Raw genomic sequence first — 22,448 nt, 5'->3', positions numbered from 1 at the left:
CGGCCACGTTCGACCACGTCCGCATGCCATCCGCCTCCGGACGGGTCCGGCACGCACTGAACGGAGGAGCGGCATGATCCCCGCCGCGTTCGACTACGTCCGCCCGCAGTCGGTCGAGGAGGCCTGCTCCGCGCTGGCCGACGCGGGCGACGAGGCGAAGGTGCTGGCCGGCGGCCAGTCCCTGCTTCCCCTGCTGCGGCTTCGCCTGGCCTACCCGACCGCGCTGGTCGACGTGGGCCGCCTGGCGGAGCTGCAGGGGATCCGCGACGAGTCAGACCACGTGTTCATCGGCTCGATGGCCACGCACTACGACGTCGTGCGCTCACCTCTGATCAACGCCGAGTGCCCACTGGTGGCGATGGCGACGGCCACGGTCGCCGACCCCGCCGTACGGCATCGCGGCACGTTCGGCGGCTCCCTCGCCCACGCGGACCCGGCGGGCGACCTGCCGGCCGTGGCCCTGGCTCTGGACTGCACGTTCGTGGTGCGTTCCGGCTCGGGTGAGCGGGAGATCCCGGCGGCCGACTTCTTCGTCGACTACCTGGAGCCCGCGCTGTCCCCCGAGGAGATCCTGCTGGGCGTCCGGGTGCCCAAGCTCGGTCCCGGCTGGGGCTACCACTACGAGAAGTTCCACCGGACCGCGCAGTCGTGGGCCATCGTGGGCGTGGCGGCAGCCGTACGCAGGTCCAACGGGTCGATCGAGGAGGCGCGGATCGGGCTGACCAACATGGCGTCCATCCCGGTACGCGCCCGGGCGGCGGAGACGGCGTTGCGCGGGGTGGCGATCACCCCGGCGGTGCCCGGCGAGACCAACGGCGGCGCCGACCCGGTCAGGGACGCGTGCGGCGACGCCGCGGCGGACACCTCGCCGCCGGCCGACCTGCACGCGCAACCCGACTACCGCAGGCACCTGGCCAGGGTCCTGACCCACCGCGCGGTGCTCACCGCCGCCCGCGCCTGACCGGCCCATCCCTCCAAGAGAGAACACCATGTCTCTCACTTCGCGGCTCTCCGTCCCGCCGGCCGACACGGCGGGACGGAAACCGGTCGTCGAGGTGGTCCGCACGACTCGCAGCTGACGGCAGGGCAGTCGACTTCGCCCAGGACGTGCTCACGACGCGGCGCTTCACGTGCGCCCACACCTTCGCCGCCTGGCTGCGGTCTGGGCTCTGTCTCGGGGACGTCGCCCGTGATGGCCCTTGGACTCCTTCAAGCGTCACGTGATCACACACCGGGTAGGGGAGTCGTATAGGAACCGCCACCTGGCCGGAGAGGGCAGGGCTATCCGTTGCCGGGATCGGATCGTAGTGTCGTGGGTACGGGAGACGAAGGAGCGGATCGATGGCGATGCGGTTCGAGCATGAGTTCACTGTTCCCGTGCCGGTCGAGCAGGCCTGGGCGACGCTGCTCGACGTCGAGCGGGTCGCGCCGTGCCTGCCGGGGGCGGCTCTCGACTCCGTGACCGACGAGGAGATCGCCGGCCGGATGAAGGTCAAGGTCGGCCCGATCACCGTCACCTACCGGGGCACCGCGGTGTTCCAGGACGTCGACAAGGACAGCCGTTCCGTCACTGTCAAGGCCACGGGCAAGGAGGCACGCGGAAGCGGTACGGCCAGCGCCACCGTCACGGCCCGGCTGCGTCCCGAGGGCGACACGACGAAGGTCACCGTCGAGACGACCTTCAACGTGACCGGCCGTCCGGCGCAGTTCGGCAGGGGGGTGATGGCGGAGGTGGGCACCAAGCTGATCGACAGGTTCGCGGTGAACCTCTCAGCCCTGCTGTCGAGCGAACCCGAAGAAACCGGTGAACCCAAGGAAACCGCGGAAACCGGGGAAGCCGGCGGAATCGGGGAAACCGGCTCGCCGCCCGCTCAGGAGCCGGCCCGCCCGGCGGCGACCACGCCGAAGCCCGGGAGCAGGTCCGCGGAGACCCGCCCCGCGGGCACGGCTCGCACCTCGCGCACGCCGGACGAGGAGGCTCTCGATCTGCTGGAGATCGCCGGCGCTCCGCTTTTCAGGCGGCTCGCCCCGGTGGCGGCGGCGCTGCTGGGGTTGCTCCTCGCGGGGTGGCTGATCCGCAAGCTGGTCAGACGCCGCTGACCCTTAAAAACACCGTCATCTCTCCCCTAGAGCGGACAACTACCCCCTAAAGCCGGGAATAGGGCTCAATGCCGACTTGGGGGGGTCGCATGCCCGACTGCACTGTCGTCGTCATCACCTACAACGACGCCGCCCGGCTGCCGCGAGCCGTACGCTCCGTGCTGGGTCAGACGCTCCGCGACCTCGAAGTGATCATCGTGGACGACGCGAGCACGGACCGCACCCCCGAGGTCGCCGCCAGACTCTGCCAGGCGGATCCGCGGGTCCGGTCCATCCGCAGGAGCGTCAACAGCGGCGGCTGCGGCGCGCCGCGCAACGACGGCCTCGACGCCGCGGCCGCGCCGTACATCATGTTCCTCGACAGCGACGACAGACTGCCCAGGCACGCCTGCAAGAGCCTGCTCGCCGAGATCGAGTCCACCGGGACCGACTTCGTCAGCGGGCAGTTGCAGCGGGTCTACGAGTCGAGCTGGAAGACCCACCGCTACTACCCCGCGATCTACCGGCGGCGGATCGTCGAGGGCATCCGCGAGGACCCGGAGATGTTCCTCGACTCCTTCGCGACCAACAAGCTCTACCGGGTGCGCTTCCTGAAGGAACACGGCCTCAGGTTCGAGGAGGGCGTCCACTTCGAGGACCACGTCTTCACGGCCAGGCTCTACTGCGCCGCGCGACGCTTCGCCGTCGTCCCGTGGGTGGTCTACGACTGGCACCGCGCCGTCGAACGCCCGGACGCCAAGACGTCGATCTCGCTCAACCTCAAGGAGATGAACAACGTACGGCAGCGCGTGCGGGCGGCCAGGGCCAGCGACGCGATCCTGCGCGAGAACGGCCTGGCCGACCTGGTCGGCGAACGGCAGCGCCGCTTCCTGAGGCAGGACATGCGCGTCTACCTGAACCCGCTGCCGGCGCGCGACCGGGTCTGGGTCAAGGAGTTCGCCTCGGTCGTCCGGCCCTACCTCGCGGAGATCGCGGAGCTCGACCGGGAGACGTTCTGGCACGTCGACCCGATCGTGCGGGTGTGCTGCACCCTGATCCTGGCCGACCGGATCGAGGAGCTGGAGGTCGCCGCCCGCTCGCTGAACGGGCCCAGGGCCGCGCCGCGGCAGGCCGTACAGGCGGACGGGCGCACCTACTGGGGGACCAGGCCGGAACCCGGGCTCGACATCACCTCGATGCGCCTGGCCGAACTGCCGTTCAGCAAGGCGCGGCTGCGGCACGAGGTCACCGAGGTCACCGCCACGGGGACCAGGCTGGCGATGGTCGTCCGCACCTTCGACCCGTTCGGCGTGCTGGCGGGCAACCCCGGCTGGACGGCGGAGCTGCGGATCCACGGCCGCAGGACACCGCTGGCGACCGTCGAGCAGGACGACGGCAGTTACGTCACCGAGACCAGCGTCGACCTGGCGGGAATCGTGCGGGGACGCCTCGGCGCGGACGGGCGGCAGGACGCCAGGATCGCCGTCACCAGGCCGGACGGGCACACCACGACCGACCTGCTGCTGATCACCCCCGGCACGCCTCCCGTCACCGTGCGCGTGCCCGGTCACACGATCACCGCCCGTCCCGACGGGCCCGCCGCCGTCCTGCGGCTGACCTGGCGGCGCGAAGGGCCGGCCCGCCAGGTGAGCCGGGTGCTGCGGCTGCGGAAGCGGGCGCTCGGCAAGGTGGGCACGGCCGGGATGAAGCTGAAGGTCTACAAGGGCCTGATCCGGCTGCTGCCCCGCCGCCGCGACCTGGCCGTCTTCGAGTCCGACGTGGGCAAGGGCTACACCGGCAACCCGCGCTACATCTACGAGGAGATCCGCAGGCGCGGGCTGCCGCTCAAGGTCGTCTGGTCGGTCGGGCACAGGCGGGACCACTTTCCCGCCGACACCGCCTTGGTCCGCCGGATGAGCTGGAAGTACGTCTGGCACCTCGCCCGCGCCGCCTACTGGGTGGACAGCCACGGCTTCCCGCTCGACTTCCCCAAGCCGCGCGGCACCCGCTACCTGCAGACCTGGCACGGCCAGGGCATCAAGACCATCGGCTACAACGCCCCCGACCTGCGCGGCGACTTCGCCGGACCGCGCCGGCAGTGGCGTTCGGCGGTCGCCAGATGGGACGCGCTGGTCTCACCGGGCGCGGAGTTCGAGCGGAACTTCGTGCCCTCCAACGACTACACGGGCCCGGTGCTGAGATTCGGCTCGCCGCGCTGCGACGTCCTGGTGAACGGCGACCCCGAAGCCGGCCGCCGGGTGCGCGAACGGCTGGAGATCCCCGACGACCGGCGGATCCTGCTCTACGCCCCGACCTACCGCGACAACGCCAAGTCCTCCGGCCGCTCGGTGCGAGCCGACCTGGCGGAACTGGCCGACGGCCTGTCCGCCGAGTGGGTGCTGGTCCTGCGCACCCACCCGATCGAGCGCTTCCAGGTCCCGCAGCACGTCCGCCACTTCGTACGGCAGGCCGGCTCCTATCCCGAGGTCAACGATCTGCTGCTGGCCTCCGACGCGCTCGTCACCGACTACTCCTCCCTGATGTGCGACTACGCGGTGACGGGCAAGCCGATGCTGTTCCTGATCGACGACTGGGACGAGTACCGGCGCAGTGAGCGGGGCGCCTACTACGACCTGCCGGCCATCGCGCCCGGCCCGTGCCTGAACACGACCGCCGGGCTGGTGGAGGCCGTGCGGAAACTGGACACGCTGTCGGCGTCCTTCGCCGGGAAGTACGCCGAGTTCCGCCGCGTGTGGTGCGAGGACGAGCGCGGCCACGCCTCGGCCAGAGTGGTGGACGCCTTCTTCGGACGCGGTCCCGCCGTGGCGGAGCGGGAGCCCGCCGCCCCGCTGGAGCTCCGGTGACCTCCCTCGCGCCCGCGCGGCCGGCCGTACGGCACGATGTCGGCACGTTCGTGTTCGCGTGCATGGACGCCGACACCCTGGGCGGCATCCAGCGCGTCACGCACACCGTCGCGCAGGGGCTCACCGGTCGCGGCTACGACGTGCACGTGATCGGGCTGCACCGGGCGACCGACCCGTTCGGCTACGTCGAGGACCCGGCCTACCGCAGGCACGTGATCCACCGGACCCCGCAGGGACCGGTGCGCCGGATCGCCAGGCGGCTCGGCGACCGGCGGCTGCGCGCGCTGCTGGAACGGATCGGGCCCGCGCACCTCGTGATGACCTCGCCCGGCGTGGTGAGCAGGGCGCTCCACCTGCTGCCGCCCGGCCTGACGACGATCGGGCACTACCACGGGTCGTACGAGCACGCGCGCGGCACCTGGCACCTCGGCGCGATCCGGCGGAACTGGTCGCGGCTCGACCAGGCGGTCTTCCTGAGTCCGGGCGACGCCGGCCTGTTCGCCACCCACGCGCTGCTGCCCAACACCTGGTCCATTCCCAACCCGCTGCCCGGCTGGCCGCCGACGACCGCCGCGCTGGAGGCGCCCCGGGTGCTCGGCGTCGGGCGGTTGGAGGGGGTGAAGAGGTTCGACCGGCTGATCACGGCGTTCGCCCTGGCGAGCCGTACCGTGGCGGAGCCCTGGGAGCTGCACCTGGTCGGCGACGGCGACGAGCTGCCCCGGCTGCGCGAGCACGCCCGCGCGGAGCGCGTCGCGGACCGGGTGGTGTTCAGGGGCCGGGTGCCCGCCTCGGCGATGGCCGCGGAGTATCTCGGCGGCTCGGTGCTCGGCCTGTCCAGCCAGCACGAGGGGTTCCCGCTGGTGGTGGGAGAGGCCGCGTCGTACGGCGTGCCCTCGGTGGCCTTCGACCTCTCGGGCGGCGTGCGGTCCATGGTGCTGCCCGGCCGGACCGGAACCCTGGTCCCGCCGGGCGACGTGGCGGAGTTCGCGGCGGCGCTCGCCGCCCTGATGGCCTCCGCCGGCGAGCGGCGACGGCTCGGCGCCGCCGCCCGCGCCCACGCCGCGTCGTTCCGGCTGGAGTCGGTCCTGGACGGGTGGGAGGCGTTGCTCGCCCACCTCGCCAGGTAGCCGTACGGCGAGGCGCACCTACCTGAAGGCGGACTCCAAGCGACGCGCGGCCGCTCCTATCTGCCGGCAGGCTCCAGGCCGAACGCACCCGCTCCCACCTGCCGACTCCAGTCCAAGCGCAGCCGCTGCTTCATGCCGGCGCACTCCAGGCCGAACGCAGCCGCTCCCACAAGCCGACTCCAGGCCGAACGCGGCCGCTCCTACATGCCGGCGAACTCCGGCGAGGCGCTGCGCTGCCTGGGCACCCCGGCGATGGCGAGTTGGCCGGTGGTGAGCCTGGCGCCGAGCGGGTTGGGCTCGCGCATCCGGACGATGCGGTCGAAGGTCTTCCGCTTCATCCTGGCCAGCTTGCGCCGCGCCGCGACCCGCTCGTAGGCGGCCAGCCGGGTCATCGGCGACTTCGGCGCGCCGGACGGCTCGTAGCCGTAGCCCGCGAGCCGGTCGGCGAGCACGGTCTCGCACAGCGAGATCTCCCACGGCTCCAGCCGGTGCCGGAAGCTCCCCGAGCGGGAGGTGGTCACCGCGCCGTGGGTGCGGGAGTGCCAGGTCTTGCGCTCGGGCACCGCGACCCCGGCCACCCGGTGCGGCTCGCACATGGCGGGGTCGAAGTCCTCGCCGATGAAGTCGCACAGGCCGCGCAGCGTCGTCTCCGGGTCGCTGATCAGGTGCTCGTACTGGAGCTCGTGGTAGCTGCCGTGCGGCATCCGCTGGGCCCCGTGCCGGGCGAAGTCGATGGCCTCGGCCCAGCCGGAGACCGCGCTGTAGACGTTGCCCTTGTACCAGGGCATCTCCTTCAGCGAGGCCACGCAGTCGCGCCCGTCCCTGATCAGGTGCACGAACTGGGCGTCCGGGAAGAGCCTCAGCAGCACCTCGATGTTCTGGAAGTACGACGGCCGCTTGTCCCCCCAGCGCGGCTTGCCGAACCGCCCGGCGTAGGACCGCAGGACGATCCCCAGCGCCGACCCGAGCGTGCCCGGCCCGTCGACGATCTCGTCGGTGACGGTCTCCGCGTCCAGCCCCAGCTCGTAGAACCTGGTCTGGCGTCGTCCCACCACCCACTCGGCCAGCTCGCGGCGTCGCCCTGCCTCCCCCAGGTCCCCGAACGAGAGCCGCCGCTGGTAGGCCGCCATCACGAACCTGGTCTCCGGCGGAATCGCGATCCGCGGATGGGCGTGCATCATGAGCTGGAGCAGCGTCGTCCCCGATCGTGGGCAGCCCACGATGAAGAGCGGTCGATCCGATTGCATGTGAAACCCCCGAAAGTGTTAGCGATGCTCGCGGATGAGCCGGGCGTCGATGCGACCCTGCTTCTTCGCCATCCGCCGCATGACCCGCTTGAAGTCACGCGTCGACATCCAAAGCTTGTAGACCAGCGCGCATTCGAACATGATCAGCAGCACCCCCGCCGCCACCACGATGTACGGCACGGCCGACGGCCCCAGCAGAGGGCCGACGACGAAGACCGCCATCTGGTATTCGATGCCGCTGACCATGTGGGTGCGGATCCGGTGCGTGAGCAGCAACTGCCGCACACGGTCGTACCAAGGGAAGCGCGACCGGAAGCCCGTCTGCAGGCCCTGCTTGGCCTGCTCCTTCAGCAGGCCATGCTTGGCCTGGTCCGTCAGCGTCGTGTCCTCGTCCTCCGACGACTTCCGGATCAGGCGCTCCAGCGCGGCGCTCTGCTGCGATTCCTGGTTGTCGCGCAGCGCGCTCACCATCTGCTCGCGCATCGTCCGGCGTACCTTGGCCATCTGTGGCCCGTTGAGGTAGCGCGCCAGGTCGAAGGCGATGATCACCCCGGCCAGGAAGCCGGCCTCCGGCCTCCCCGTCTGCTGGTAGAGGCCGTAGGCCAGCGCGAACGCGCAGGCCACCATCCGGAGCTGGTCGAGGCTGAAGTCCAGCCACAACCCGAAGGTGCTCCCGTTCCCCTTGAGTCTCGCCAGCTTCCCGTCGACGCAGTCGGCGACGAAGCCGAGGTGGAAGAAGAGCGCTCCCAACGCGAGCGCGCGCCACTCCCCGAGGCTGAACGAGACCGCCGCGCACATTCCCATCAGGAACGCGACCGCGGTGACCTGGTTAGGAGTGACCGACGTACGGCTGGCCAGGAAGCGGACGAGCCTGCAGGCGATTGGATCGACGAGCAGGACCGTCCACCAGGCGTCGCGTTGTTTGCACACGGCACGTACGTCCGCTAGCGAGTACGTCGTCATGAGAGCCAGCATGATGATGTACGGCGTGGCCGCACCGGAGCCTAGCCACCTTGGGAAGCTGTCCTGACCGAGTCTTTACCGCTGCGTTTGATCACGAACCTGATCGCGGTTTCCGCCGGGCGATCCGGCATGCGCCGGTCGATTTCATGCTCTTGACCTGGAGAACTCCGTCCTTGGAGTCCTCCCGTGCCGCCGCGCGCGACGCCCGGACGCCCCCCTCCATGGTCAGCCCGCGCGGGCCCGTCACCTCGACGTGCAGGGCCCACGGGCCGGCGCCGGCCAGCGTCGCGGGGTCGATCTCGGCGACGAACCGGGCAGGCCCCTCGCGGGTCGCCTCGACCGGGGTGACCGTCTTCGTCCTGGCCTCGACGAGCCAGAACCGCAGGCCGGTGCGGGCCGCGCCGAAGGGCTTGATGAAGGCGTCCCCCGCGAGCAGCAGCCGCTCGCCGGCCCGGGAGACCTCGTCCACCCGGGCCCTCAGCTCCAGTTCGCCGGTCACGTCGTACAGCTCGGCGGGGATCTTCCTGCTCCGGTCGCCGAAGAACGGGTAGCCGGCGTACCAGCGGACGGTGCGCATCCCCCGGCGTACGACCTTGGCCTCGCCGGGGTCGCCCTCCTGCCGGACCCGCCGTACCTGCGCCAGTTCGGGAACCAGGCGGTGGCGCAACAGGTGGAGCTCCAGGCGGCGGATCGCGGGGAGCGCCGCGACCGCGGTCTCGTCGAGGTCGTCGGCGAACGGGCCGACCAGGTCGAGCAGCCGTTCCCGATCGCCGGGCTCGGCCTGCTCGACGGCGGCGGCGACGATCCCGAGGTCCCAGGAGGCGGCCATCTGGTCGAAGGCCGGCCGCAGTTCGGGCGCCCGGTCCGCGAGGAAGGCCTGGACGCCGCGGAGGGAGGCGAGCCGCTCCCTGAGGTTGTCGAGATCGGTCCTGCGCTGGGTGATGGAGGTCTCGCCCGACTCGCGCAGGCGCCAGTGGTAGACGACGTCGGGGAGGACGTCGACGGCGGTGGCGCAGACGTGGGCGGCCATCGCGACCGGTACGTCCTCGTACAGCCCGGAGGGGAACTCCAGGTGGTGCGCGTCCCAGAAGGATCGGCGGTAGACCTTGTTCCAGACCGTCCGATCCTTCACCAGGTCCGGATATTTCGTGATGTGGGTGCCTTCGCGGCGGCGCCTGAACAGCTTGTGGTGCAGCGGCGACGGCATCGGCCCCTCCGGGCTCAGCCGTTCCACCGCCCCGCAGGCCAGGTCGGACCCGCTTCGCGCGAGGCTCCCCACCAGCCGCGCGTAGGCGTCGGGCGGCAGCACGTCGTCGGCGTCGGCGAACGCGAGATAACGTCCCGCGGCCAGGCGGATGCCGAGATTCCTGGCCGGGCCGGGCCCCTGGTTCTCGCATCCGACGAGCGTGAACCGGGGATCCCGCGCGGCATGCTCCTTCGCGATGAGCCGGCTCCCGTCCAGCGAGCCGTCGTCGATCATGATGATCTCCAGGTCGGTGAGCCTCTGGGCGGAGAGCGACCGCAGGCACTCGTCCAGATAACCCTCTACGTCATGAAACGGGACGACCACACTGAGCAACGGATCCATGCAGTAAAGGATGCCGTCGCTCGCTACCCTCTGTTGTGGAAACAGCGCGAAGGGTAAACTCATGCTGCGACAGATGGCCGACCACGAGTTGGAGACGGTGCGCCGCTGGCGTAACCACCCGAAGGTCAGGGCGGCCAGTTTCACCTGCCACGAGATCCGCCCCGCCGAGCACGCGCGCTGGTGGGCTGACCTGCGCGTCGATCCCGCCAGGAGGCTCCTCGTCTACGAGCACCAGGGCACCCCCGCGGGAGTGGTCACCTTCACCGGCCTCGGCACCCTCGACCACAGCGGCTCCTGGGGCTTCTACCTCGACCTCGACGGCCTGGAGCGGGCGGGCGCCCTGTTGCCCGCCTGGATCGGCGTCGAGCGGGCGGCGATCGAGCACGCGTTCGGCCCGCTCGGCCTGCGCACGCTGTACGCCGAGGTGCTTGCCGCCAACGAGGCCGTACGGCGGCTGCACGGGCGGTTCGGCTTCACCGAGGCCGGCACCTACACCAGAGACGTCGACGGGGTCGCCCGCGAGGTGGTCAGGATCAGGCTCGACCGGGAGGAAGTCCAGTGATCTCCATAGCCGGCCGGGCGATCGGCCCCGGTCGCCCGCCGTTCGTCATCGCCGAGCTGTCGGGCAACCACAACGGCGACCTGGGCCGGGCGCTGGCCATCGTCGACGCGGTGGCGGCGGCGGGCGCGCACGCCCTGAAGCTGCAGACCTACCGGCCCGACACGATCACCGTCGACGCCGACGGCCCGGCCTTCCGGATCGGCGACGGGCACGGCCTCTGGGCGGGCCAGAACCTCTACCGGCTCTACGAGCAGGCGCACACGCCCTGGGAGTGGCACGAGCCGATCTTCACCCGGGCGGCGGAGCGCGGCCTCATCGCCTTCTCCGCCCCCTTCGACCCGACGGCGATCGACCTGCTGGAGTCGCTCGGCGCCCCCGCCTACAAGATCGCGTCCTCCGAGATCGTCGACCTGCCGCTGATCAGGCTCGCGGCGCGCACCGGCAAACCGCTGATCCTGTCCACCGGAATGGCCACCGTCGGCGAGATCCACGCGGCGGTCGAGGCGGCCACGGAGGCGGGCTGCACGCAGCTCGCCGTGCTCGCCTGCACCGCCGCCTACCCCGCGTCCCCCGCCGACAGCAACCTCCGCGCCCTCCCCCTGCTCCAGGGCGTCACCGGCGGCGTGGTCGGGCTGTCGGACCACACGCCCGGGATCGGCGCGGCGCTCGCCGCCGTCGCCCTCGGCGCCTGCCTGATCGAGAAGCACGTCACCTTGGCCCGCGACGACGGCGGAGTCGACGCGGCCTTCTCCCTGGAACCGGCCGAGCTGGCCATGCTCGTCACGGAGAGTGAGCGGGCCTGGCAGTCGCTCGGGCAGGCCAGGCTCGGGCCGACCGAGGGCGAACGCGAGGGCCTGCGCTTCCGCCGCTCCCTCTACGTCGTGGCCGACGTGCGCGCCGGAGATCCGGTGACCGAGCGGAACGTCAGGTCCATCCGCCCGGCCGGCGGCCTGCACCCCGACGCGATGCCCGCGGTGACCGGCCGCCGCTTCACCCGCGACGCCACCGTCGGCACGCCCCTGACCTGGGATCTCGTCTGACCGGCAGCGACCGGCCCAGCCACCGCGATACCCGCGTCGGCCCGGATCCGGTCAGCGAGCCCCGGCCGGCCCGCTCACTTGATCATCGCGAGGGCGTCCGCCACCCGCTCCCGGCCGTGGCCGTCGACGACCTGCCTGCCGCGCTTGCCGTACGACAGGCGGGTCTCCGGGGAGGCGAGCAGTTCGCGCAGGACGGGCACGGCGGCCTCCGGGTCGGTGCCGAGACCGGCGGCGAGCCCACGGCCGACCACCGTCTCGTAGCCGGCCCGCTGGTTGCCCGCCACCCAGGTGAGCGCCGTGGGGACGCCGAGGTAGAGCAGCTCCCAGATCGACGTGCCCGCCGCGGTGACCACCAGGTCGGCGGTGGCCATCAGGCGTGGCAGGTCGTCGGTCGGCGGCAGCACCGAGATCGGCAGGCCGGGCGGCGGCACCAGCCCGGACGGGCTGATCACCGTCGCCGAGAACGGCACGGCCGTGGCGACGAGCGCGCCGACCCAGCGGGGGATGACGCCGGTCGCGTCGGTGCCGCCGAAGAAGCACAGCACGTTCGGACGGCCGCTGGACGGCGTGGCCGACAACCGGCGCACTTCATCGCGGAGCAGGACATATCGCGCCCCGGCCAGCACGGGAAGCCCGGTGTGCCGTTCCTCCGCACCGAGGTTCTGGTCGAGGTAGAGGTCGGCGGACTGGCCGCGGATGTCGCCGTCGACGATCGCGAGCACCGGTATCCCCGCCCGCCGCAGCGCCGTACCCGTCTCCGCCGGCAGCGCGTACGAGTCGAGCACGATGGCGCCGAGATCGAGGCCCGAGGCCTGCGCGCTCAGCGTCTCGGGGGCCTGCCGCGCCGGGATCAGCGGGAACCCCCTGCGCTCGAGCTGCGCCGCCGCCCACGGGAGACCGCCCAGATCGCCCAGGAAGACCACTTCGTCGTCACGCGCCAGGAGCTCCTCGGCCAGCGCGACGCAGCGCACCAGATGGCCGACCCCGGTGGCGGGGCCGGCGTCGCAGCGGATCCCGACACGCCGTTTCACGCCTCCTGCAACGCCTTCTGACGCACGTGCGCGTTGATCTCCGCCATCTCCGGTCTCGCCCGCAGCCACTCGACGAGGGTCCGCACGGACGGCGGACCGTCACCGAAACTTTCGACGACCGCGTGGATGAGCCGCCAGTCGTCCTCAGTGTCGAGGGTGACCCGCAGATCGGCGGCCGAGGGCCGATAAGTCAGCCCGAGGATCCGGAAACTTTCCGGACGGGTGTAAACGTACGAGGTGACGTGGGTCCGATGGTAGGTCTCCGCGTGCCTGTCCGCCTCCTCCAGCGCCGCGCGGCCCACGATCTCGACGTCGGTGCCGCGCGGGAGCGTCGACGGCAGCGCCGTACTGAGGTAGTCGAGATCGGGTAGCGCGCGGTAGACCAGCGCGGCCTCACGGATCACTTCGGGGTCGAGCAGCGGGCAGTCGGCGGTGAATCGCATCACCGCGTCGGCGGGCGTGTCGTGCAACACCTGGCTGAACCTGGTCAGCACGTCGTCCACGGGCCCCCGGTGGCAGGCGACGCCGAGCCTGGCGCACTCGCGGGCCACCGCCTCGTCCACGTCGTCGGTGCTCGTCGCGACCACCAGATCGTCGAGCGCGTAGGAGGCCCTGGCGGCCCTGACCACCCATCCGAGGACCGTACGGCCCGACAGGTCGCGAAGGACCTTGCCCGGCAGCCGCGTCGAGCCCATACGTGCTTGAACAATCCCGATGATGCGCACCCGATTGCCCCGTTCCCCATACCGACCGTGCGTGCATGCGCGGTCGCGCTATGCTACCCGCTCAGTTATGTCGACTACAGCCAGTAATCACAAAGCAGGGGGCCCCGTGAGTGTACTGACCGGATCGTCGATTTTGATCACTGGGGGAACAGGCTCTTTCGGCAAGGCGTTCATCCGCCACGCGCTCGACGTCCTCTCTCCTCGCCGCCTGGTCGTTTTCTCCAGGGACGAGCTGAAACAGTACGAAGCGCGCCACATCTTCGGGGAGGATGACCGGCTGCGCTGGTTCATCGGCGACGTCCGCGACCGCGACCGGCTGACCCGGGCGATGCACGGCATCGACTACGTGGTGCACGCCGCCGCGCTGAAGCAGGTCGACACCGCCGAGTACAACCCGTTCGAGTACGTCAGGACGAACGTCTCGGGCTCGCAGAACGTCGTGGAGGCGGCGATCGACGCGGAGGTGCGCAAAGTCGTGGCGCTGTCCACCGACAAGGCGTCCAGCCCGATCAACCTGTACGGCGCGACCAAGCTCGTCGCGGACAAGCTGTTCGTCTCCGCCAACCACTACGCGGCCAACCATCCCACCCGGTTCGCCGTCGTCCGCTACGGCAACGTGGTGGGCAGCCGGGGGTCGGTCGTGCCGTTCTTCCTCCGCCTCGCCCGCGAGGGCAACAGCATCCCGATCACCGACAAGCGGATGACCCGCTTCTGGATCACCCTGGACCAGGCGGTCCGCTTCGTCGTCGACTCCTTCGACATGATGCAGGGCGGCGAGCTCTACGTGCCGCGCATCCCCAGCATGCGGGTCACCGACCTCGCCGAGGCGCTCGCTCCGGAGAGCCCCACCTACGAGATCGGCATCCGGCCGGGAGAGAAGCTGCACGAGGAGATGATCGCGCCCGACGACGGCCGCCGCACGCTGCGCCTCGCCGACCGCTACGTCGTCCAGCCCACCATCGCCACCTGGGGATACCTGCCGCCGCAGACCGGCGAGGTGCTGCCCGAGGGGTTCGCCTACCGCTCCGACACCAACGAGCGCTGGCTGTCGGTCGACCAGCTCCGCTCGATGTCGCTGGTGGAGGTCTGATGCTCCCGTACGGCAGGCATTCCGTCGTCGAGGACGACATCGAGGCCGTCACGGCCGTGCTGCGCGGCGACTGGCTCACCACCGGGCCGGCCGTGCAGTCCTTCGAGAGTGAGCTGGCGCGGTGGGCCGGGGGCTCGCCCTGCGTCAGCGTCAGCTCGGGGACGGCGGCGCTGCACGTCGCCTACGCGGCCGCCGGGATCGGCCGGGGCGACGAGGTGGTCACCTCGCCGATCACGTTCGTGTCGACCGCGGCGACCGCCCACCTGCTCGGCGCGCGCGCCGTCTTCGCCGACGTCGAGCCCGACACCGCGAACCTCGACCCGGCGGCGGCGGCGGACGCGGTGACCGCGCGGACCAGGGCCGTCACCGCCGTCGACTACGCGGGCCATCCGGCGGAGTACGACGACCTGCGGAAGGTCACCGACGCCGCGGACGCCGTGCTGATCGACGACGCGGCCCACGCGATCGGCTCTCTCTACCGCGGCAGGCCCGTCGGCTCCATCGCCGACCTCACCACGTTCTCCTTCTTCCCCACCAAGTCCGTGACGACGGCCGAGGGCGGCGCCGTCGCCGTCGCCGACCGCGCCCGGCTGCGCGCGGCCTCGGCGTTCAGGAACCACGGCCTGGTGCGCGACCCCGATGAGCAACGCACCCCCGACGAGGGCGGCTGGCACCAGGAGGTGCACACGTTCGGCCTGAACTACCGGCTTCCCGACGTGCTGTGCGCGCTCGGGGTCAGCCAGCTCAGCCGGCTGGGCGCGTTCAAGGCGCGCCGGGCCGCGCTCGCCGCCCGCTACGACGCACTGCTCGCCGGGGTGCCCGGCCTGGTCCTGCCCGTCCGCCGTCCCCACGTGGACCCCGTCTGGCATCTGTACCCGGTGCGTATCCAGGACGGACGCAGGCGCGAGGTCTACGACCGGATGCGCGCGGCGGGCATCGGGGTCCAGGTCAACTACATCCCCGCCTACTGGCATCCCGTCTTCACCGACCTCGGCTACCGCCGGGGCATGTGCCCCAACGCCGAGACCTACTACTCCGAGCAGCTCTCCCTTCCCCTGTTCCCGGCCCTGACCGAACCCGACCAGGACCGCGTGATCGACCTCCTCCGCGGCATCCTCGGCTGACCGTGACGCCGTAGGTGAGCCGTTTCAACAGGGTCCGTCCGGCGGGGGCTCGGCCGGCCACGACATCGTGCGCGGCGGGTGGCGATCAGGCCACCCGCCGCGCACACCCGTGACGCTTACCTGAACCTGACCCATTCCAGGACCGGAGCGGGGCCCGGTCCGGGCTCCGTCGCGACGAGCAGCGGCGCGGTGGACGTGACGGCGATCTCCAGGTAGAGGGCGCTCCCCTGCCGGGTGACCGTCGCGGGCACCGCCGTGCCATCGGCCAGGCTCAGCACCCACGGCTCCGGCGGTACGGCGCGGCGGAGCAGGAGGAGCGTCGCCCGCCACCACTTTCCGGCCACGCGGAGCCGCTTGGCCGTCTTGCGGCGCATCGTCCGGAAGACGCGCAGCACCCTGCCCAGCAGGCGTCGCCACAGCGCCCTGCCCCGCCTGCCGCGCCGCCGGCCCTTCCGTCCCCCGGACCGCCTGCGGCCCTTCTCGCCGCCCGCCCGGGGCCGGTCCTTGCTCTTCTCCACGGCTGAGCCCTCGTCGTCCTTCTCCGTGCCCGAACGTTCCCCGTCCTTCGATCGGCGGGGACGGTCCTTGTCGGCGGCGGGCCGCAGGCGGCCCTTCTCGCCGCGCGTCGGCTGCTGCTCCCCGTCCTCGGGCGTGGCCTCCTCGGACTCGGGTGGCGGGAAGACGACCCGGCGGGCCGGTCGTCCCTTGTGCACGCCGAAGCGGAGGGTGAGCGGGCCGCCGCCCGGGTTCACCACCATCAGCCCCGCGTCCAGCACCCGTGGACCGGGCTTGGTCCTGCGCGGCACCCCGCCCGCGCTGACCAGGTTGGCGGCCTCACAGGTCCGCCCGTCGACGGGACCGGCGACGACCGCCTGACCGTCGGCGTCGTCCGCCTGGGGCCGGACGTCGGTGGGCGTGTCGAGCGGGAGGAGCTCGATCTGGTCGATCCGGACGCCGGTCGCCGCCGAGGGGGCGATCCGGCCCTTGAGCGTGGCGAGGAGATCAGGCGACGCCCAGGGCGTGTCGGCGGCGTCGAGCAGCTCGATCAGGAGCAGGCCGTCGTCGGGGACCTCGGTCGGGGCGAGGTCGAACACGGCCCAGGCGTGCGGCCGGCCGCCGAAGCGGGGATCCAGGAGGACCGACTGCCGCAGCCGTCCCTGCGACCTGACCAGCAGCAGACGGGGAAGCTGCCCGGCGTCCACCGGGGTGCCGACCCGCCGGTCCCACTGGCGTACCGACTTGGCGTCGACGGAGACGCGGACCCGGACCCGGACCCCCTCCCCCTCGACCCGCGCCTTCAGCCCGACGAGCCCCGAGGAGGCCAGCCGCCCGGCCACGCGGGTACCCCGGTAGACCTGGTCGGTCACCTGGAGGCCGGGCGTGTGGCCGGTGTCGACCACCGCGGGCGGGACCAGCACGTCGGCCGGCCCGTCATACATGGTGCCGAACCCGGCGCCGATGGGTGGAGTCATCGCAAAGCCTCCGGAGACAGCAGATCGAACCGGGTGAGGAACGGATCACGGCGGGTCCACAGCCGCTCGACGGCGGCGAACAGCGGGTCGCCGTCACTCTCGATGTGGCTCATGTTGACGAACAGCGCGCGGAGCAGGTCGTCGCCCGCGCCGACCTCCCACTGGGGTACCAGCGGGGTCGTGACGTCGGCGGCGGAGCGGTACAGCCAGAGCCACAGCCTGGCCCGCTCACGCTGCTCCTCCTCCAGGATCGTGCCGCCCTTCGCGGCCTTCGCGATCGCCTCGTCCAGCAGGTTCCAGTAGGACTCGCGGTTCTCCGCGACGAACGAGAGACCGCACGAACTCCACTCCGACCAGCCCGCCTGGATGACGGGGATGCCGTAGGCGGGCAGCTCGTTGCTCACGCTCCCTCGTACGGTCACCCCTACGTCGGTGATGCTCCAGAGCATGTTCTTCGAGATCGACACGCTCTGCCCGAAGACCAGGTGCGGGAGGTGGGAGTAGCGTTCCGCGATGGCCGGGAAGAACCCGGTGGAGTCGTATCTGAACTGGCTGGGATGGTCGAGGAAGACCCAGCTCGCGGAGGTGTCGTCCGCCGCGTGCCGGGCGGTCGACTCGAACCAGTGCGCCAGGTCGTCGAAGATCTCGTGGTTGGAGCCGAGCGCGTCGGAGATGGCGTGGTTGAACACGGTGACGACCGGGCGGGCCGGGTCGAGCCCCAGCCGGGCCAGGCCGTGCGCGCGCACCTGGCCGCGCTCCACCTCGTTGCGCACCTCGGACGCCACGAACGCGCCCGCGCGCCACCAGCTGGGCCGCCCCAGATTCTCCTTGGCGCGCAGCGCGACCAGCTCGGCGGCCGGCCGGATGAGGTCCCTGTTCGGCCAGATGACCCGGTCGAAGTACTCACCGATCTGCTTGGTCAGCTCGGCCCGGTAGCTCAGGCCGCCGACCCTCTTGTGGGGGAACAGGGCGTACGCCTTCAGCGAGCCGGTGCTCTGCACGTGCACGACCGGGACGTCCCTGCGCATGGCCGACTCCACGGCCAGCCCCCACTGGTCGTAGTCGACGTGGCTGGTCACCAACGCGACCGGGTCCACCCCGTCGAACACCTCGTCGTAGACGGCGGAGAAGGCCGAACCGCGACGGTGCCGCGACCGGTAGCCGGGATCGTTCTCATAACCGGGCGCCAGGCGGGGCACGAGATCCAGCCGGCACACGGTGGCGTTCACGAACGCGTCGAGGGTGCCCGGGTCGATCGGGGGAACGCCGCTCGGCGGGAAGGGGCGAGTGAGCCCGCCGGTCCACCGGGTGGCCGCCTCGTGCACGTTGACGACCTCGGACGCGCCGAAGGCCCTCGCGAGCGACCGGACGCAGTCGACGTCGAACTCCTGCCAGAGCGCCTCACTCCACTGCCGGTCCGTGCCGGTGACGACCACCAGCCTGGCGGGGACGACCCGGCGGATCGCGTTGGCGACCGTGAGGTTCCGCAGCGCCACCCTGATGTCCTGGTGGAGCACCTCCACGATGACGCACGCGTTCCCCGCCGGAGCGGGGAGACGGTGTTCCCAGTACGTTTCGACGGTCTCCAACAAACGATCGAATTGGGACCTGTTGCCGACCAGATGCACTTGTTCATCCCCGATTCAACGGCTGCGTCCGATCGCCTTGGCCAGACCCATGCGTAGCTTCCGTGCCAGGCGACGACTGAGCGTCTTCTTCTTTTTCTTGCGTCTCCTGCGCGGCGGCGTCTTCTCCGTCCACGAGGGGGCGAAGGTCTGGCATTCGGGAAGCGGCAGAGTCTGGCTGGGCAACGTCGAGAGGTGACACAGGCCGATGACCCGCCGGCCGGCGATCGACTGCTCGAGGACCGTCCAGTCCTCGGAGTCGGTGGCCAGCCAGGCGGCCAGCTCGGTCTGCATCGGTCCCGGATCGCCCCAGGTGCCGTAGAACTTCTGCGGGCTCAGGTAGATCGGGCGCAGTCCGTGCATGGCGACCGCCTCCCAGACGGCGGCCGCGACACCCGGCGAGGTCTCCGCCCGGTAGCCGTCGATGACGACGATCCCCTCCCCGTCGAGCAGCTCCTTGGCGGCTTCGAGGTCGTCGTTGACGTCGTCGTACAGGGTTGAGGCGTCCACGTGCACGAACCGGCACGACTTCCGCTCCACGTGGTCGCGGATCAGCGCCGTGTGGCCCTGCACGATCTCCGGGAGCTGCTCGTGGAAGGCCAGGTAGTTGGCCTCGAACGCGGTCCTGGACAACGTGTCGTCGTCGTCGGACTCGAACAGGTCGCACACGGTGAAGCGCTCGTCCGCGCGGCGGTGCCGTCCGATGAGGATGGCGCTCTTCCCGACATAGGCGCCGAGTTCGAGCAGGTCACCCCTGATTCCGAAGCGGGACTGGTAGCCGAGCGACCAGTCGAGGACACGGGTGTCCGTCTCGTCGAGCAGACCGGGGACGCCGTCAAGCGTCCACGGAGCCGAGGGCATGGTGGTCAAGGAATCTCCATCCTTTCTCTGAGTTCGCGGCGGCCCCGCAGCAGCCGCAGCAGCCGCGCGGCGATCCGTGGCGGCCGCGTCGTCCGGCTTGCGGACTTCTTGACGTTCCTGAGCTTGTTGCGGGCCTTGCGCAGCTCCCGCTCCCGGCGGGTGAGCCTCGCCTCCAGACGGTCGATCCGCGCCTGGTAGGCGAGCACCGCGTCACGCAGCCTGTCCCGTACGGCGAGCACCTCCCGGTAGCTCTCCGGCGCCTCCACACCGCCGCCGGGCGTCCCCGCCCCGAGCGTCACGGCCAACTCCTCCTCCAGCTCCTTCGCCCGGTCGAGGCACTCCCGGTCGAAGGGCCTGCCGCAGACGGCGAGGAGGGTCACAGCCAGCCGGTCGGGCTCCATGGTCCACGGCCAGGGATGGTGCTGCCCCGAGCTCAGCAGGCGTACGGCGAAGCGCCACAGGATCCTGGTGAGCGCCACGTCGAACGGCACGGGCTCGGCCAGTGACCAGCTCGGATCGATCAGCGCTAGATCGTCGCCTTCGCTGACCAGGTTGTCGGTGGTGGCGAAGACCAGCTCGCCCGGCAGCGACTCGCCCTCCGCCCGGCTCTCCAGCCACCGCACGAGGTGCCGCAACGTCTCCCTGATCTGGCGGACGTCGTCGAATGCACACGCGGTGAGCAGCAGATCGTCCAGCAGGGCGCCCCGGGGCACGGGTCCGGCCAGCGCGCGGGGCTCCCGCCGTACACGATCGCGGACCAGCGTCGCCGTCGCGGCGGGGACGTCGCGCACCCACTCGCCCGCCGGGCCGCGGGACACCTCGTGCACCACCGCCCAGGCCCCCGCGCACATGCCGCCCGCGACCAGCGCGTCCGGCAACGCCCCGCCCACACCGTCACCTTCCGCGACCGGCCACCCGCCCACGTCAGCTTCCGCAACCGGCCACCCGCCCGCGCCGCCTTCCGCGACCGGCCACCCGCGCACTCCGCCTTCGGCGACCGGCGACCCGCCCACGTCAGCTTCCGCAGCCGGCGACCCGCCCGCGCCGCCCACGTCACCGCCCATGACCTGCGGTCCGTCCGCCGTGCGGGCCGCGACCGGCGGGTCGCCGTGGCGGCCGGCCACCGTCACCCACACGGGTGCGAGCCGACCGGCCAGGCCGTGCCTGAACATCTTCCTGGCGAGCTGCCCCGGGTCGGCCAGCAACGGCCTGCCCCCGTGCGTCCTCGCGCACGCCACCGCCGTGATCGCGTCGGGCAGGGCGGCCGCCGAGTCCAGCGCCTCGACGGCGAGCAGGGCCTGCGGAGCGCGTGCCGTGGGGAACCCCGCGTAACAGCGCTCGACGCCGAACCCGTGCGACGCCAGCTCGCCGCCGATCGCCTCGTGACCGCTGGGATGCGTCTGGTCGAGCCCGCCGGGGAACCAGTCGCCGTCGGCCCGCTCGTACGGCTTGGCCTCGGCGAACGCCTGGACGCCCAGCTCGTTGCGGGCCGAAAGGATCAGGGTGCCGCCTGCCGCGACGAGCCTCACGACCTCGGCCAGGGTGTCCCGCCACGGATGGTCGGGCGACTCCGCCGAGTGGACCCGCTCGAATCCGTCGAGAGCCAGCACCACGTCGTACGGCTGCGTTGCGGAAAGCTTCTCCAGGCGACCGCAGTAGACGGTGACCCCATCGTGGCCGGCGTGCCGCGCGGCGAGCCTGCGGGCGTCCGGGAACGACCTGAGCGCGACGGCGACGGACCTCGCCCGGCCGGCCAGCCACTCGACGAACCCCTCGGGATGCGGCCCGACCAGCAGCACCCTGCCGGGGGCGGGCACCGCGCGCCCGACCAGCTCCCGCAGGACCGCGCCACCCGAATCGTCACGACCATCGGCGCGGACGGGCTCGTCGGACCAGAGCAGCATCTCGCCGCCGACCAGCCGCAGATTCTCCGGCATCGCCTGCGACTCCGCGCCCACCGCCGGCCCGGCCCGGTCCTCCGCACCCGCCGCCACGACCCGGCCGCTGACACCACCGCTCCGCGCACCCTCCGTCCGGGCGCCACCCGACGGCGCGCCTGGGCTGTGCGAGCCGCGCGTCGGCGGGATGTGGCTTTCCGCCTCGTTCACGCGCACCTGCCCCGGCGCGTGTCGGCCCAGCCGAACAGGACCCGTAGCTCCTCCGGCCCGGCGAGATGCGCGAACCCGAGTTCGTAGGCGGCGACCTCGCGTGCGGCGGTCGAGTCGATCTCGGTCCCGTGCAGTTCGGGCCACATGCGGAGCCTGCGCTCGGTCCCGCCGTACTCGGGCCGTTCCTCCTCCAGGGTCATCGGGTCGCCGTACACGGCCACGTCGCAGCCGACGGAGGCGCCGTAGAGGATGGCGCTGCTGAGGCGGTTGGAGGCCACGCGCCGGTGCCGGCGGAGCTCGCCCAGCTGCTTGGACAGGAAGCCGCTCCCCCGCCCGTCCCAGCGAGACCCCCGATCCCCATGACAAATCACCCGAAACCCCGCCCTTTCATACCATTTCCGAATTTCGGGATCGCGATATTCCAGCCAATAAAGGCACACGGTAACCGGGCCTTTCTCGACGCCCCTGATCTCGTCCACCAAGCGCGCGTGATCACCGCGAACGGCGTGCTTCTCCCAGCCGTGGAAGGGGTACCAGATCGTGCCGGCCCGCTCGGGGACCTCGGCCTGCGCGGGCTCCATCGCCAGGAGGTAGGCCCACGGGGAACCGATCACGTAGTGCCCCCTGCGACCCATCGACCAGCCACGACGGGCCAGCACCTCCGACCACACGAAGCGCGGGTATCCAGGCGTGCACCAGGCGTCGTTGGGCGCGTAGCCGTGCAGATAGTTCCACCCGTGCTGCACGAAACCCTGGATTCTCAGCGCGTTTTCCGCTCCAAATCCGCAATATCTGGCGAAAATCCGCGAATGCCCATACCAATGGTTGGACTCGTCCATCGCACCCCCTCAGCACGCACGCATCGCCGCACCATGAACGCGGCCCCCGCCGACGACATTGGCACCCATCCCCGTCACACGCGCCGCCCTATACCCTTCCATT

At 71.5% G+C, this 22,448-nt stretch carries 18 protein-coding genes; 8 read left to right on the top strand and 10 right to left on the bottom strand.

Features of this window, described 5'->3' with window-relative positions:
* Positions 1-73: 73 nt before the first annotated feature.
* The 4 genes from MBA17_RS28755 (at position 74) to MBA17_RS28740 (ending at position 6,070) form a co-directional block, all read left to right on the top strand.
* Positions 74-961, top strand: a complete 888-nt coding sequence (locus tag MBA17_RS28755) for an FAD binding domain-containing protein (RefSeq protein WP_238499731.1) — start codon at positions 74-76, stop codon at positions 959-961.
* A 380-nt stretch (positions 962-1,341) separates the two neighbouring features.
* The gene (locus tag MBA17_RS28750) at positions 1,342-2,100 is read left to right on the top strand and encodes an SRPBCC family protein (protein WP_238499730.1); all 759 of its coding nucleotides are present in this window, start codon (positions 1,342-1,344) and stop codon (positions 2,098-2,100) included.
* A gap of 89 nt (positions 2,101-2,189) precedes the next feature.
* Positions 2,190-4,943, top strand: a complete 2,754-nt coding sequence (locus MBA17_RS28745; RefSeq protein ID WP_238499729.1) for a bifunctional glycosyltransferase/CDP-glycerol:glycerophosphate glycerophosphotransferase — start codon at positions 2,190-2,192, stop codon at positions 4,941-4,943.
* On the top strand, positions 4,940-6,070 hold the full coding sequence (locus tag MBA17_RS28740) for a glycosyltransferase (RefSeq protein WP_238499728.1): 1,131 nt from the start codon (positions 4,940-4,942) through the stop codon (positions 6,068-6,070). Before MBA17_RS28745 ends, MBA17_RS28740 begins: the two co-directional genes overlap by 4 nt.
* Positions 6,071-6,270: 200 nt before the next feature.
* On the opposite strand, the gene MBA17_RS28735 is transcribed toward MBA17_RS28740, so the two are convergent.
* The 3 genes from MBA17_RS28735 to MBA17_RS28725 form a co-directional block, all read right to left on the bottom strand.
* Positions 6,271-7,317 carry a sulfotransferase family protein gene (locus MBA17_RS28735; protein ID WP_238499727.1) on the bottom strand — a complete coding sequence of 349 codons (1,047 nt, stop codon included), beginning with the start codon at positions 7,315-7,317 and terminating at the stop codon, positions 6,271-6,273.
* A gap of 18 nt (positions 7,318-7,335) precedes the next feature.
* Positions 7,336-8,280, bottom strand: a complete 945-nt coding sequence (locus MBA17_RS28730) for a CDP-alcohol phosphatidyltransferase family protein (protein ID WP_238499726.1) — start codon at positions 8,278-8,280, stop codon at positions 7,336-7,338.
* A 91-nt stretch (positions 8,281-8,371) separates the two neighbouring features.
* Positions 8,372-9,868, bottom strand: coding sequence for a glycosyltransferase (locus MBA17_RS28725; RefSeq protein WP_238499725.1), 1,497 nt, complete (start codon positions 9,866-9,868; stop codon positions 8,372-8,374).
* Between the two features lie 61 nt (positions 9,869-9,929).
* On the opposite strand from MBA17_RS28725, the gene pseH reads away from it, so the two are divergent.
* Positions 9,930-10,430 carry a UDP-4-amino-4,6-dideoxy-N-acetyl-beta-L-altrosamine N-acetyltransferase gene (gene pseH, locus MBA17_RS28720; protein ID WP_238499724.1) on the top strand — a complete coding sequence of 167 codons (501 nt, stop codon included), beginning with the start codon at positions 9,930-9,932 and terminating at the stop codon, positions 10,428-10,430.
* The gene (pseI, locus tag MBA17_RS28715; RefSeq protein WP_238499723.1) at positions 10,427-11,470 is read left to right on the top strand and encodes a pseudaminic acid synthase; all 1,044 of its coding nucleotides are present in this window, start codon (positions 10,427-10,429) and stop codon (positions 11,468-11,470) included. The genes pseH and pseI overlap by 4 nt, the downstream gene beginning before the upstream one ends.
* Before the next feature lie 74 nt (positions 11,471-11,544).
* Here the strand turns inward: pseI and MBA17_RS28710 are convergent, their stop codons facing one another.
* Together MBA17_RS28710 and MBA17_RS28705 are read right to left on the bottom strand one after the other, a co-directional pair.
* A complete protein-coding gene (locus MBA17_RS28710) occupies positions 11,545-12,501 on the bottom strand; it encodes a PseG/SpsG family protein (protein WP_238499722.1) in 957 nt (318 codons plus the stop codon).
* Positions 12,498-13,226 (bottom strand): cytidylyltransferase domain-containing protein, encoded by a 729-nt coding sequence (locus tag MBA17_RS28705; protein ID WP_455432872.1) that lies wholly within the window; start codon positions 13,224-13,226, stop codon positions 12,498-12,500. The genes MBA17_RS28710 and MBA17_RS28705 overlap by 4 nt, the downstream gene beginning before the upstream one ends.
* Positions 13,227-13,332: 106 nt before the next feature.
* Here MBA17_RS28705 and pseB point away from each other — a divergent pair, with 106 nt between their 5' ends.
* Positions 13,333-14,316, top strand: coding sequence for a UDP-N-acetylglucosamine 4,6-dehydratase (inverting) (gene pseB, locus MBA17_RS28700; RefSeq protein WP_238499720.1), 984 nt, complete (start codon positions 13,333-13,335; stop codon positions 14,314-14,316).
* The gene (locus tag MBA17_RS28695) at positions 14,316-15,440 is read left to right on the top strand and encodes a DegT/DnrJ/EryC1/StrS family aminotransferase (RefSeq protein ID WP_238499719.1); all 1,125 of its coding nucleotides are present in this window, start codon (positions 14,316-14,318) and stop codon (positions 15,438-15,440) included. Before pseB ends, MBA17_RS28695 begins: the two co-directional genes overlap by 1 nt.
* 116 nt (positions 15,441-15,556) lie before the next feature.
* Here MBA17_RS28695 and MBA17_RS28690 read toward each other — a convergent pair whose 3' ends face one another.
* From MBA17_RS28690 to MBA17_RS28670, 5 genes are read right to left on the bottom strand one after another with little or no spacing between them, the layout of a single operon-like run.
* Entirely contained in the window at positions 15,557-16,912 is a 1,356-nt protein-coding gene (locus MBA17_RS28690) for a hypothetical protein (RefSeq protein ID WP_238499718.1), read from the bottom strand.
* The gene (locus MBA17_RS28685) at positions 16,909-18,501 is read right to left on the bottom strand and encodes a hypothetical protein (RefSeq protein ID WP_238499717.1); all 1,593 of its coding nucleotides are present in this window, start codon (positions 18,499-18,501) and stop codon (positions 16,909-16,911) included. The genes MBA17_RS28690 and MBA17_RS28685 overlap by 4 nt, the downstream gene beginning before the upstream one ends.
* A gap of 54 nt (positions 18,502-18,555) precedes the next feature.
* Entirely contained in the window at positions 18,556-19,398 is an 843-nt protein-coding gene (locus MBA17_RS28680; protein ID WP_238499752.1) for a class I SAM-dependent methyltransferase, read from the bottom strand.
* Between the two features lie 5 nt (positions 19,399-19,403).
* Positions 19,404-21,506: a hypothetical protein gene (locus MBA17_RS28675; protein ID WP_238499716.1), complete on the bottom strand. Its 2,103-nt coding sequence runs from the start codon at positions 21,504-21,506 to the stop codon at positions 19,404-19,406.
* Positions 21,503-22,252, bottom strand: coding sequence for a hypothetical protein (locus MBA17_RS28670; RefSeq protein ID WP_238499715.1), 750 nt, complete (start codon positions 22,250-22,252; stop codon positions 21,503-21,505). The genes MBA17_RS28675 and MBA17_RS28670 overlap by 4 nt, the downstream gene beginning before the upstream one ends.
* Positions 22,253-22,448 lie beyond the last annotated feature (196 nt).

This window comes from Dolomitihabitans soli (genome assembly GCF_022213955.1).
GTDB classification, from domain to species: domain Bacteria; phylum Actinomycetota; class Actinomycetes; order Streptosporangiales; family Streptosporangiaceae; genus Streptosporangium_A; species Streptosporangium_A soli.
This window is presented reverse-complemented; position numbering and strand designations above follow the sequence as displayed.